The following is a 12,576-nucleotide window of genomic DNA, read 5'->3' as shown; positions in this document are numbered from 1 at the left end:
CCGCCCCGCGCGAGACGGGAATCGCCACGCGCGGAACACACGTCCGCGCCACCACACGACACAACTGACGAGGAGAAAGCACCATGAGCGCAGCCGCTTTCGGCGCCGCACGAACGGAAATCCCGGCGCCGACATCTCCCCTGTCGGCAGTACGGCACGCGCCGCCCCGCTTCCTGTGGCTGGACCTGACCCGGAAGTGCCGGCTTCGCTGTACGTACTGCCACAACGCACCGGGGACGGGCGCGACGCACGGCACCATGACCCGCGACGACTGGATCAGCGTGCTGGACCAGGCCGTCAGGTTCGGCATCCACAAAGTGCAGTTCGTCCTCGGGGAGCCCCACCTGCATCCCGAATTCCCGGCCCTGCTCGATCACGCGCTGCACATCCGCCTGGAAGCCGAGACGTACAGCAGTTCGGCGCCTGTGGCGTCCCGATGCCGGGAATCGCTCCGGCACCCCGGTTCCCTCGGACTGAAGTGCATCGGCGTCGCCCCCCTTCTTCCGTTCAGGCGGGGAGCGGATGGCCGGGAACCGAGTCCTTCCGGCCTTTGCGGCCGGTGCGGCGACGGCGTGGCCGCTGTGGGCGCGGACGGCGGTGTCTCTCCGTGCGTGTTCACCGCAGGGTGGTTGCATGTCGGAAACGTGCGGCGCAGTCCGCTCGCCGCCATTCTCAGCAGCCCGGCACTGACCAAGGAATTCGGCCCGATCCGCAGTTCCCCCCGTAGTGCCGGTTCCTGTGACTCGAAAGCGGAATGCATTCCCATTCCCGGCGGTGAGTGCATCCAGGGGAACCACATGACGAGCGAACGCGACGGGCGAACATGACATGCGACCTGAGCACGGAACGCCGCCTGGTGCTCCGGCTGTCCGTCCGTCCATTACTTCGCCCGCGGTTCCACCCACACCGGTCCCCTGCGAGCTGGGAGCTTAGGGCAGGTCCGGCTGTTACATCGTGGTGCGCGGGGCCAGCCCGTCCACGATGAGGGAAAGTCCCGCCTCGAACGCCGATTCGGGATCGATCAGTGGTACGTCGGCCGGTAGGTCCGGCCCGCCGCCGGGGCCGGGGCCGGGGCCGGCCTGTTCTTCCAGGACGCTGCCGACCGTGAAGCGGCTGGCCGTCAGCATCGCCATGTGCGCGTCGCGCTCGGGCACGCCGGAGTCGACGAGGAAAGTCATCTTGTGGCGGATCCGGTCGAGGTCCGCGGTGGGCGTGGAGCCGGCATGGAGGCGTGCGCCGTCGCGGCGCATCAGCAGGGTGCGCCGGAAGCTGCGGGTGTTCTCCAGGAACCAGGCACGCCAGTCGTCCTCGGGCGTCGGCAGCGGCGCGTTCGCATGGGGCGCCATCGCGGCCTGCGCCATGGCGGCCAGGAGGTCCTTCTTGGTGCGGAAGTACCAGTACAGCGATGGCTGCTCGACGCCCAGCCGCTTCGCCAGTTGCCGGGTGCTGACGGCGTCCAGGCCGACTTCGTCGAGCAGGGCGAGCGCCTCGGCGACCACGGTCTCACGGTTCATCTTCGTCACGTTGACAATCTATCGCCGATAGATAACGCTGGAAAGAAATCATTCACTGATAGATTTTGTGGCGGTGGACATGACACACAGTTCGGGAACGCGATCCTTACGCGTCCTCATCGCCGGCGGCGGAGTCGCGGGGCAGGCGCTGGCCTTCTGGCTGACGCGAGGCGGCCACCGGGTGACCGTCGTCGAACGCTTCCCCGCGCTGCGGGCCACCGGCGCCCAGGTCGACCTCCGGGGTCAGGGCATCGAGGCCGTCCGCCGCATGGGGCTCCTCGACGCGGTCCGGGGCAAGCTGGTGGACGAGAAGGGCGTCGCCTTCGTCGACGCCCGCGGCAAGGCCAGAGCGACGATCATGGCCAACACCTCCGGGCAGGGCCGCCAGACACTGACATCCGAATACGAGATCATGCGCGGCGACCTGGTGCGCATCCTCAACGACGCGACCAAGCACGACGCCGAGTACGTCTTCGGCAAGGGCGTGGACGGTTTCGAGCAGGACGAGCACCAGGTCGTCGCGCACTTCTCCGACGGGTCGTCCGGTGAGTTCGACCTCCTGGTCGGCGCGGACGGACAGGGATCACGCATCCGCCGGGCGATCCTCCCGGAGGGCTTCGACCCGTACTGGCGGGTCGGCATCCACATGGCGTACTGGTTCGTCCCGCGCATCGCTTCCGACAGCGACATCCGGGACACCTACATGGTCCCGGGCGGCCGTCAGATCATGCGCCGCAGCCATGATCCGGCCGAGACGCAGGTCTACTTCGTGATGCGGGAGGAGTCCGGGGAAGCCTCGGCGATCCACCGGGAACCCGTCGAGCGTCAGCAGGAGTTCTGGGCGCGCAGGTTCCGCGACGCCGGATGGCAGACCGAGCGCTTCATCGAGGGCATGAGGACCAGCCCCTTCTTCTACTCCCAGGAGATCGCCCAGGTGCGCACCGACACCTGGTCCAAGGGCCGCGTGGTCCTGGCCGGGGACGCCGCGCACTGCGCTTCCCCCTACAGCGGCATGGGCATCTCGGGCGGCCTGGTCGGCGCCTACGTCCTGGCCGACGCGATCAATCGGCACCCGGACGCGCTGCCGACCGCACTGGCGGACTACGACACCGTGCTGCGGCCCTTCGTCGACCAGATCCAGGCCGAGGTCAATCCACGGCTCCTGCGCCTGGGCATGCCGATGACCCAGCGCGCCATCGACGCCTTCCAGGCGGTCACCGCACTGGCTTGCTTCCTGCGCATCCCCGACCTCGTCGCGCGCTCGTCGAAGGAGGACCGCGGCGGCAACTGGCAGCTCCCCGGGGCACGGCCGAGCTGAGTGCCCGTCCGGGCCTCCGGATGTCTCACCTTCCAAGACGCCCCATCCCACCTATTGACTGGCCCGGCATCGCACGTGACAGTGCGGCTCGTGCACAGTGACGCGACTTCAGCAGCCGTTCCGGCGGACAGAATCCCGAACGTGGCGGGCGAGCCCCCGAGCGAGGGCGCCGCGGCGTCCGGGTCCGCCACCAGCCCGGAGAGTCTTCGGCGGGTGGCCGTGGCCTCGTTCATCGGGACGGCCATCGAGTTTTATGATTTCTACATCTACGGGACCGCGGCCGCGCTCGTTCTCAATCAGGCGTTCTTTCCGACGCTCGACCCGGTCAACGCCACCCTCGCGTCGTTCTCCACCTACGCGGTGGCGTTCGCGGCGCGGCCGATCGGGTCGGTGGTGTTCGGGCACTTCGGGGACCGGGTGGGGCGGAAGTCCGTGCTGGTGGCCTCGTTGCTGCTGATGGGGCTGTCGACGGCGATGGTCGGGCTGCTGCCGGGGTACGGGACGCTCGGTATCTGGGCACCGTTGCTGCTGATCCTGCTGCGGTTCCTCCAGGGGATCGGGCTGGGCGGTGAGTGGGGCGGGGCCGCGCTGCTGGCGGTGGAGCACGCGCCGAAGAAGCGGCGCGGGCTGTATGCGGCGTTCCCGCAGGTCGGGCCCTCGGTCGGGTTCTTCGCGGCGACCGGTGTGTTCTGGTTGCTGTCCGCCGTGCTGGACGACGACGCGTTCCGGTCGTGGGGCTGGCGGGTGCCGTTCCTGTTGTCGTTCCTGCTGGTCGGGGTGGGGCTGTTCGTACGGCTGAAGATCAGCGAGACGCCGGTGTTCGCGAAGGTGATGGACGCGCACGAGGCCAGCCGGGTGCCCGTGCTGGACGTCGTGCGCCGGCATCCGCGCGAGCTGCTGCTCGGCGCGGGCGGCATGATCATCGCGTACGGGCTGTTCTACACGGCGACGACGTACTGCCTGGCGTACGCCACCGGCACGCTCGGCGTCTCCCGCAACACCATGCTCGGCCTCTCCCTCGTCGCCTGCCTCTTCCTGGCGGCCGGCACCTGGCTCGCCGCCACCCGCTCGGACGGCGCCGGGCGGCGCAAGCTGGTCCTCATCGGGACGGTGCTCTCGGCGGTCTGGGGGCTGATCCTCTTTCCGCTGCTGGACACCGGGCAGCCGGTGCTGATCGCGGTGGCGATCGGCGGCGCGCTGTTCTGCATGGGGGTGGTGTACGGGCCGATGGGCGCGTATCTGCCGGAGCTGTTCGGTACGACCGTGCGGTATTCGGGCGCCTCGCTGGCGTACAACCTGGGCGGGGTGCTGGGCGGCGCGGTCTCGCCGCTGGTCGCGACCCGGTTGCAGTCGGCCTTCGGGTCGGATGCGGTGGGGTGGTACGTGACGGCGATGGCGGTGGTGTCGCTGGTGTGCGTGCTGGCGCTGCCGGAGACGCGGGAGCGGGAGCTGGGCTGAGGGGCGGGGAGGAACAGGGAGCGGCAGGGGGCGGGGAGGGGCGGGAGGGGCCGATCCGGGGGGGGCTCGGGGCGGGGGTGGGGCGCGGGGCGAGGGCGCGGGGCGGGGCGCGAGCGCGGAGCGGAATCGGGGGCGTACGGCATGTGGCGTGCGCCGGATGCGCGATGCCGGGCGCCGACTGCCGCGAACGGGCCATGCGTGGCGTATGGCCGGATCCGCCCGCCCGCAGGACGATGCGCTGCACACCGCGGCGCGGCTTCGCGAACTCCGGCCCGGCAGCGTGGCCCGGCGCGCCGCTCAGGGGGTCGTCATGACGGATGCAGCGGGCGGTTCCGGCGCAGCGGCGGCCGGGGGCATCGGCGTACAGCCGTACTGGGAGCTGACGTTCGACGCCGACGGCGATCCGGACGCCGGGCAGCGGGACCGGCTGGTGGCCGGGGTGGCGCAGCAGCGCGTCACCGACCTGCTGGTGTTCGCGCACGGCTGGAACAACGACCGGTCGATGGCCACGCGCCTGTACGGGCGCTTCTTCGGCCCGTTCCCCGGCATGGCGGGGAACGGGGTACGGCTCGGCTACACGGGCGTGATCTGGCCCGCGATGCGCTTCACGGACGAGCCGATTCCGGACTTCGACCCGGCGGCGGCGCCGGGACCGTCCGCAGCCGCCGAGCCCCCCGGTACGGCCGGGCCGCCGCTGCTGGACGACGCGTCACTGCGCGCGCTGGCGCGTGTCTTCCCCGGCCGGGAGCTGACATTGCGGCGCCTCCAGGAGCTGCTCGCCGAGCAGCCGGCGGCCCGCTCCGCCTTCGACGAGTTCGCGCGCCTCGGACGCGAACTGGTGACGGTGCGCGAGAACAGCCCGGCGCAGCGGCTGGCCGAGGACATGGGAGCCGGCACACCCGCGATGCTCACCGACGACCCGATGGCGGTGTGCGAGATCTTCACGGCGGCGCTGGAGAAGTGCGGCCACCAGGAGCTGTTCGGTGACGGGCTGAAGCGGCTGTGGAACGGGGCCAAGGAGTTCCTGCGGCAGACGGCCTACTACGCCATGAAGCGGCGCGCGGGCGTGGTGGGCCAGCTGGGGCTGGGCCCGGCGCTCGGCAAGCTGGTCAAGGGCGCGCCGGGCACCAGGGTCCATCTGATCGGGCACAGTTTCGGCGCCCGTCTGGTGGCGTACGGGCTGCGCGGCATGCCGCCCGGCGTGACCGGGGTGAAGTCCATGACCCTGCTGCAAGGGGCGTTCTCCCACTACGCGTTCGCCGCCCGGCTGCCGCACGACCCGGACCGCGGCGGGGCACTGCAGGGGGTGCAGCAGCGGGTGGACGGCCCGGTGGTGGCCTGCTACTCCCGGCACGACTCGGCGCTGAGCATGCTGTACCCGCTGGCCTCCCGGCTCTCCGGCGACTCGGCGAGCTTCCAGGGGCTGTTCGACCGGTGGGGCGCGGTCGGCCACGACGGCATCCAGGCCGTGGACGGCGCCCGGCGGCTGCGGCTGGGCGCCGCGGTGCCCGGTGAGGGATGCGTGAGCATCGACGCGTCCTCGGTGGTGCGCGACGGTCCGCCGCCCGCCGGCGCGCACAGCGACGTCTGCCACGGGGAACTGGCGCACGTGGTTCTCACCGCCGGGCGGGTGGTGACGAAGTAGAAGGAGGGGGGAGGGCGGGAGGGCGGGAGCCGTCTGCGGAACCGTTCGTGGTGACGTGCGCGGAACCGTTCGTGGTGCCGTCTGCGGAACCGTTCGTGCTGCTATTCGTGGTGCCGTCAGCGAAACGGCCCGGTCGGTTCCGGTCACGTACCCCGCCGTCCGATTCCGCCCGGTAGCGAGCGGCTCCGTTCCGTACCGGACCGTATCGGACCGGAAGAAGCCAAGTCGGCCGCGGGACGGATCGACCGGCCGTGGTGTGGGTACCAGCAGTCACCGGCGCACCTCTCGTACGGGCTGCCGGTAGCGCGCCGCGGCCGGAAGGCGGACGACCTTAACTTTCTCAAATCCCCACAGATGTACGGTGGATGATGCACACGAGGCGCGCCGAGCGCCGCGGGGGGCATCGGGAGCGAGTGGCGCTTCCGGTGCGGCGCGAGTGTCGCCACCACGTATCCGCAAGACAGTTCGATGGATCCGGCGGGCGGTCCGCTACGTCCATTCCCTGTCCAGTCGGGTCCTCCCCACGGAGGTGGGATGAATTGGCCGGTTTCAGAGCTCTCGCAGAACAGGTGCGCAACCCCCGTCTCGTCGCCACGCAGCGGCGTACGGCCTTGCGCAAGTGCCTGGAACGCTTCGCCCCGTACGGGCATCGCGCGACCTGGCACCATCTGTGCACCAGGGCGGGCATCGCGACCGAGGACCGCGAACCCGACCCGGCGCGGCTGATGGCCGCGCTGGAGGAACTGGAGGAGGCCCGCGCCGTCTGGCTCGGGTACGAGAAGGAGTTCGCGGCCCGTCGGCGCCGCGAGAAGCACGACGGCATCCGGCAGCCCAGCGCGCTCGACGACTGGCACCGGCGTACCTGGGGCGGCTGTGACATCGTGCCGTGCGAGGCGCCCGACCGGCATCCGGCGGCTCCGCTGGCCGCGGTGCTGCGCAGCATGATCCGGGCGATGGAGTCGGGCACGCCGCGGTCCGGCTGCCCGGTGTGCGGTACGCGGCGCTTCGTGTGGCGTACGGACCTCGAACGTTTCCCGGTGGCCGGGCCGGTCTGCCAGGAGTGCGGGATCGTGGCGCCGCTCTCGGTGCTGACCCGTGAGGCGCTGGCGGAGGCGCGGGAGTCCTCACGCGTGCGACGGCTGTACGTGGCGGCCTGAACCGGGCGGGCCGGGGGAGGACACGGGGCGTCCGCCGTACGACACCGTCCGTTGTCAGACCCTGCTGTCATGCTCGTGGGCATGGTGCAGATGGTGCAGGTATGCCTCAACGGCTCCCGGGACGCCGTCGGTTCCGGGGTGGTGCCGAGGGTCCCGGCGGAGCTGGCCGATGCCGCGGGGAAGGCGGTCGCGGCCGGCGCCCGGGACATCCACGTCCACCCCAGGTCGCCGTGCGGGCGGGAGTCCCTGGCGCCCGGTGTGCTGACGCCGGTGCTGGAGGCGGTGCGGGCCGTGGTGGACGTGCCGGTGGGGGTCACCACCGGCGCGTGGGCCGAGCCTGACCCGGAGCGCCGGGTGGCCTGTGTACGGGCCTGGCCGGTGCTGCCCGACCACGCCTCGGTGAACTGGCACGAGCCGGGGGCCGAGGCGGTCGCCGCCGCTCTGCTGGAGCGCGGCATCGGCGTCGAGGCGGGCATCTGGTCGGGTACGGACGGCGCGGAGCGCTTCGCGGCCTCGCCGCTGGGGCCGCGGGTGCTGCGGGTGCTGGCCGAGGTCATGGACCCGTGCGCCGGTTCGGCGCGCAGGACGGCGCGCGGCCTGCTGCGCGCGCTGGACGCGTACGGTGCGCACGGCCGTCCGGTGCTGCTGCACGGCGAGGAGGGCGGGGCCTGGCCGGTGCTGCGGCTCGCCGGGGAGCTGGGCCTGGCCACCCGGATCGGTGTCGAGGACACCTTGCTGCTGCCGGACGGTTCGCCCGCCGCTTCCAACGCGGAGCTGGTGCGGGCGGCGCTGCGGGAGTTGGCGCCGGGGCCGTCGGAGCGCGGTACGGCGAGCGGGAGCGGCGGCAGCGTGCGCAGCGAAGAGGGCGGCCGGCTTCCCGGTGGGGACGGCGCACCCCACGGTGGCCGCGACGCACCTCCTGGCGGGAACGGCGCACCCCGCGGTGGCCGCGGCGCCCTTCCCCGGGGTAGGTGAACGATGTACGTTCCGCGTCATGCGCGCGCCCGCCCGTTCCCGTACCGTCGTCGCGCCGCCGGGGTGGAGCCGCCTGCTCGTGCCGCCCGCGGCGCTGTCCATCCATCTCGCCATCGGCCAGGCCTATGCCTGGAGCGTGTTCAAGCCGCCCTTGGAGTCCTCGCTCGGGCTGTCGGGCACGGCCTCCGCGCTGCCCTTCCAGCTGGCCATCGTGATGCTGGGGCTGTCCGCCGCGTTCGGCGGCACCCTCGTCGAGCGCAACGGCCCGCGCTGGGCGATGTCCGTCTCGGCCGTCTGCTTCTCCTCGGGTTTCCTGGTGGCGGCGCTCGGCGCGGCCACCCGGCAGTACTGGCTCGTCGTCCTCGGCTACGGCTTCATCGGCGGCATCGGCCTGGGCATCGGGTACATCTCCCCCGTCTCGACACTTCTGAAGTGGTTCCCCGACCGGCCCGGCACGGCCACCGGCATCGCCATCATGGGCTTCGGCGGCGGCGCCCTGATCGCCTCTCCGTGGTCCGCCGGGCTGCTGGACGCCCTGGGCCGGGACACCTCCGGCATCGCCCGGACATTCCTGGTCATGGGGCTGGCGTACGCCGTCTTCATGACGCTCGGCGTGCTGCTGGTCCGGGTTCCGCCCGCCGGGCCGGACGCCCCCGGTGCGGGCCGGGCGGCCCCCGCGCCCCGCCCGCTGGTCACCACCGCGCAGGTCTCGGCCCGTAACGCCGTGCGGACTCCGCAGTTCTGGTGTCTGTGGGTGGTGCTGTGCACGAATGTCACGGCGGGGATCGGCATCCTGGAGAAGGCCGCGCCGATGGTCTCCGACTTCTTCGCCCGCAGCTCCGCGCCGGTGAGCGCGTCGGCCGCCGCGGGCTTCGTCGGGCTGCTCTCGCTCGCCAACATGCTCGGCCGGATCGTCTGGTCCGCCACCTCGGACCTGGCGGGCCGCAAGCACGTCTACCGCCTCTACCTGGGCGTGGGCGCGCTGATGTATCTGCTGATCGCGCTGGCCGGGGACTCCTCCACACCGCTGTTCATCGCGTGTGCGGCGGTCATCCTGTCGTTCTACGGCGGCGGGTTCGCCACCGTACCGGCCTATCTGCGGGACCTGTTCGGCACGTACCAGGTGGGGGCGATCCACGGCCGGCTGCTCACCGCCTGGTCCACCGCGGGCGTCCTGGGGCCGCTGATCGTCAACGCCGTCGCCGACGCGCGCCGCTCCTCCGGGCACACCGGTTCCGACCTCTACACGACGTCCTTCTTCGTCATGATCGGTCTGCTCGTCGTCGGGTTCGCCGCCAACGAGCTGGTACGGCCCGTGCACCCCCGGCACCACGAACCGCCGCCCGCCGGGCCCCGATCCGCGAAAACCGCGCCCACCGCGCCCACCGCGCCCACCGCCCCGAAGGGAGCCGCCCCGTGACCGCCCGTCGCACCGCCCTGCTCGTCCTGGCCTGGCTGTGGGTCGGCCTGCCGTTCGGATACGGCCTTTACGAACTGGCCCTGAAACTGAGACAACTCTTCACGGGATGAGACCCCGCACGACATCCACCGGACCGGGACCCACCCGGCCCCGGCCTCACCACCGGCACACGCGAAGGCGGACGTCCATGGCAGAACTGCACGACCTGACCGCTCTGGAGCAGGCCGCGGGGGTGCGGACCGGCGAACTGTCCCCCGTCGAGATCACCGAGCACTACCTCGCCCGCGCCGAGAAACTGGACGCCGCACTCGGCGCGTTCCTCACCCGCACCCCCGACATCGCCCGAAAACAGGCGGCGGCCGCGGAGGCCGAGGCCACCGCCGCACGCCGCGAGGGCCGGGCGCTGCCACCGCTGCACGGCGTGCCCGTACCGGTCAAGGATCTGAACCAGGTCGCCGGTGTGCGCTGCACGATGGGGTCGCGGACGCTGGCCGGCAACGTGGCGCAGATGGACGACCACGTGGTCACCAAGCTGCGCCAGGCAGGCACGATCCTGCTCGGCAAGACCAACACCCCGGAGTTCGGTCTCCCCTGCTACACGGAGAACCTCCTCGCGCCGCCCGCCCGCACCCCGTGGGACCTGGAGCGTTCGGCGGGCGGTTCGAGCGGCGGCGCCGCCGCCGCGGTGGCCGGCGGGCTGGCCCCCGTGGCGCACGGCAGCGACGGCGGCGGCTCCATCCGCATCCCCGCCTCGGTCTGCGGGCTGTACGGGATCAAACCGAGCCGCGGCCTGATCAGTTCCGGGCCACTGCTCCACGACGTGACGGGCGTGGGCACCTCGGGACCGCTCGCCCGTACGGTCGCGGACGCCGCCGCGCTGCTGGACGCGATGGCCGGCCCGATGCCCGGCGCCCCGTACGCGGCCCCCGCGCTGCCGCCGGGTGAGACGTACACCGCCTACGCCGGACGCGCCCCGGGACGGCTGCGCATCGGCTGGCTGACCGACGTGCCCTTCGCCGGTACCGAGGCGCACCCGGACTGCCGGGCCGCCGTCGCGGAGACGGCCGCGCTCCTCGCGGACCTCGGCCACGATGTGGCCCCACTGACGCTGCCCGCCGACGACAGCTCCCGGCTCGCCTTCACCCGCGTCTGGTCGGTGATCGCCGCCGGCCGCCCGGTGCCGCCGCAGGACGAGGCGGACCTGATGCCGCTGACCCGCCATCTGCGGGCGCGGGGCGCGGAGATCCCGGCGGTCGAGTACGCGCGTGCGCTGTACGCGTTCCGGATGCTGGGGCAGCTGATCGCCGACAAGGTGATGCCGCGGGACGGCGGTTTCGACGTGGTGCTGACCCCGACGGTCGCCCAGCCGCCGCCGCGTGTCGGCGCGCTGCGCAACGACGCGGACCCGCAGGCCGAGTTCGCCGCCGTCGGCGCCTTCACCCCGTACACGCCGCTGTACAACGCCACCGGTCAGCCCGCGGTGAGCATCCCGCTGCACTGGAACGCGGCGGGTCTGCCGATCGGTGTCATGCTCGGCGGACGGTACGGGGAGGACGCGACGCTCGTCGCGCTGTCCGCGCAGCTGGAGGAGGCCCGGCCGTGGGCGGGGCGCAAGCCTGAGGTGTGGTGATCCGGGGCGTGGGGGCCCGGGGTGCGGGGGCCCTGGGTGCGGGGGCTCGGGGCGCGGGGGCCCGGGGTGCGAGGGCTCGGGGGTTCGGGGTGCGGTGATCCGGGGCGCGGCGGCCCCGGGTGTGGCGGCCCCGGATGTGGTGAGCGTCAGCGGCGCGCGCAGCGGTCCCCGTCCCGCGCGCCGGCCTCACCGGCCGTACCGGGTTCTTGCGTTCCGCTCTCCCGGCCGCTGCCCCGGCGCCCCTCCCACCCGCCAGCCCCACTGGTCCCACCGGCCCCACCGTTCCCGGACGCACCACCGCGCGCCCGGGACGGCCCGCCGGTCCGGTCCACACGCAGCCGCCGCGCACCCGGGCCCTGCTCGCCGAGTTCGTCGTACGGGTTCGACAGCGCGCAGTTCTGCAGGGACAGACAGCCGCAGCCGATGCAGTCGGTCAGCCGGTCGCGCAGCTCGACGAGCTGGGTGATGCGCTCCTCCAGCTCCTCGCGCCAGACCTCGGAGAGCCGGGCCCAGTCGTCCCGGTTGGGCGTGCGTTCGTCGGGCAGCTCGGCGAGCGCGTCGCGGATGACGGCGAGCGGGATGCCGACCCGCTGGGCGGCGCGCACGAAGGCGACCCGGCGCAGCGCGTCGCGGGTGTAGCGGCGCTGGTTGCCCGCGGTCCGGGTGCTGCTGATCAGTCCCTTGGACTCGTAGAAGTGCAGGGCGGAGACCGCCGCGCCGCTCCGCGCGGAGAGCTGGCCGACCGTGAGCTCGTGGACCTTGTAAGGAAGCTGGGGCACGGGACAACCCTAACCGTGGGCAGGCCCGGTGGGCTGGGGGGACGAGCCCGGCCACGGGCGGCACCGGCGCCCGGCGGCAGCAGCGCGGCCACCCGGCCACCCGGCCACCCGGCCACCCGGCCACCCGGCCACCCGGCCACCCGGCCCGGGGTCACAGGTAGAAGCGGCTGAGCGTCTCCGCGACGCAGACCGGCTTCTCGCCGCCCTCGCGTTCGACGGTCACCGTCGTCGCGAGCTGCACGCCGCCGGACACCTCCGTCACACCCGCGACACGGGCCGTCGCCCGCACCCGCGAGCCGACCGGGACGGGGGCGGGGAAACGGACCTTGTCGACGCCGTAGTTGATGCCCATCTTGACGTTGTCGACCCGCAGCAGCTGCGGTACGAGGGCGGGCAGCAGCGCCAGTGTGAGGTAACCGTGCGCGATGGTGGTGCCGAACGGCCCGGACGCGGCCCGCTCCGGATCGACGTGGATCCACTGGTGGTCACCGGTGGCGTCGGCGAACAGATCGATCCGCTTCTGGTCGATCTCCAGCCAGTCACTGACGCCGAGGTCCTCGCCGACCGCGTTCCGCAGTGCGTCGAGCGAGCCGAACACCCGGGGCTCTGCCATGTCCGTATGCCTCCTCAGGCTCCGCAGGCGCGGGCCGTGCCATCGGCCCGCCCACCGACTAAGCGCT

General features: G+C 72.6%; 11 protein-coding genes and 1 pseudogene. 9 read left to right on the top strand and 3 right to left on the bottom strand.

Annotation, left to right across the window (positions count from 1 at the left end; all coding sequences use genetic code 11):
• The first annotated feature begins 83 nt into the window (after positions 1–83).
• Complete coding sequence (locus JXZ78_RS22505; protein ID WP_078624387.1) at positions 84–827, top strand: radical SAM/SPASM domain-containing protein; 744 nt, start codon at positions 84–86, stop codon at positions 825–827.
• 120 nt (positions 828–947) lie between these two features.
• On the opposite strand, the gene JXZ78_RS22500 is transcribed toward JXZ78_RS22505, so the two are convergent.
• Positions 948–1,514, bottom strand: a complete 567-nt coding sequence (locus JXZ78_RS22500; RefSeq protein WP_030021405.1) for a TetR/AcrR family transcriptional regulator C-terminal domain-containing protein — start codon at positions 1,512–1,514, stop codon at positions 948–950.
• Positions 1,515–1,593: 79 nt separating this feature from the next.
• Here JXZ78_RS22500 and JXZ78_RS22495 point away from each other — a divergent pair, with 79 nt between their 5' ends.
• The 8 genes and pseudogenes from JXZ78_RS22495 (at position 1,594) to JXZ78_RS22465 (ending at position 11,117) form a co-directional block, all read left to right on the top strand.
• A complete protein-coding gene (locus tag JXZ78_RS22495) occupies positions 1,594–2,832 on the top strand; it encodes an FAD-dependent monooxygenase (RefSeq protein ID WP_033038373.1) in 1,239 nt (412 codons plus the stop codon).
• 141 nt (positions 2,833–2,973) lie between these two features.
• Complete coding sequence (locus JXZ78_RS22490) at positions 2,974–4,290, top strand: MFS transporter (protein ID WP_050502648.1); 1,317 nt, start codon at positions 2,974–2,976, stop codon at positions 4,288–4,290.
• A 310-nt stretch (positions 4,291–4,600) separates the two neighbouring features.
• Entirely contained in the window at positions 4,601–5,935 is a 1,335-nt protein-coding gene (locus JXZ78_RS22485; RefSeq protein ID WP_050502931.1) for a hypothetical protein, read from the top strand.
• 539 nt (positions 5,936–6,474) lie between these two features.
• Complete coding sequence (locus tag JXZ78_RS22480) at positions 6,475–7,092, top strand: hypothetical protein (protein ID WP_030023818.1); 618 nt, start codon at positions 6,475–6,477, stop codon at positions 7,090–7,092.
• 90 nt (positions 7,093–7,182) lie between these two features.
• Positions 7,183–7,902, top strand: a pseudogene (locus tag JXZ78_RS22475) (3-keto-5-aminohexanoate cleavage protein); the annotation flags it as partial.
• Positions 7,903–8,086: 184 nt separating this feature from the next.
• A complete protein-coding gene (locus tag JXZ78_RS22470) occupies positions 8,087–9,487 on the top strand; it encodes an OFA family MFS transporter (protein ID WP_033039612.1) in 1,401 nt (466 codons plus the stop codon).
• On the top strand, positions 9,484–9,597 hold the full coding sequence (locus JXZ78_RS41265; RefSeq protein ID WP_425274966.1) for an MFS transporter small subunit: 114 nt from the start codon (positions 9,484–9,486) through the stop codon (positions 9,595–9,597). The genes JXZ78_RS22470 and JXZ78_RS41265 overlap by 4 nt, the downstream gene beginning before the upstream one ends.
• A 77-nt stretch (positions 9,598–9,674) precedes the next feature.
• Positions 9,675–11,117 carry an amidase gene (locus JXZ78_RS22465; RefSeq protein ID WP_030023813.1) on the top strand — a complete coding sequence of 481 codons (1,443 nt, stop codon included), beginning with the start codon at positions 9,675–9,677 and terminating at the stop codon, positions 11,115–11,117.
• A 146-nt stretch (positions 11,118–11,263) separates the two neighbouring features.
• On the opposite strand, the gene soxR is transcribed toward JXZ78_RS22465, so the two are convergent.
• Both soxR and JXZ78_RS22455 read right to left on the bottom strand, forming a co-directional pair.
• The gene (soxR, locus tag JXZ78_RS22460) at positions 11,264–11,896 is read right to left on the bottom strand and encodes a redox-sensitive transcriptional activator SoxR (RefSeq protein ID WP_238783299.1); all 633 of its coding nucleotides are present in this window, start codon (positions 11,894–11,896) and stop codon (positions 11,264–11,266) included.
• Positions 11,897–12,047: 151 nt separating this feature from the next.
• Positions 12,048–12,509, bottom strand: a complete 462-nt coding sequence (locus JXZ78_RS22455) for a MaoC family dehydratase (RefSeq protein ID WP_030023811.1) — start codon at positions 12,507–12,509, stop codon at positions 12,048–12,050.
• Positions 12,510–12,576: the final 67 nt, after the last annotated feature.

This window comes from Streptomyces monomycini (assembly GCF_022271435.1).
In the GTDB taxonomy this organism is placed as follows: Bacteria; Actinomycetota; Actinomycetes; order Streptomycetales; family Streptomycetaceae; genus Streptomyces; species Streptomyces monomycini.
The sequence above is the reverse complement of the archived record's forward strand: the minus strand, read 5'-3'. Positions and strand labels throughout refer to the sequence as shown.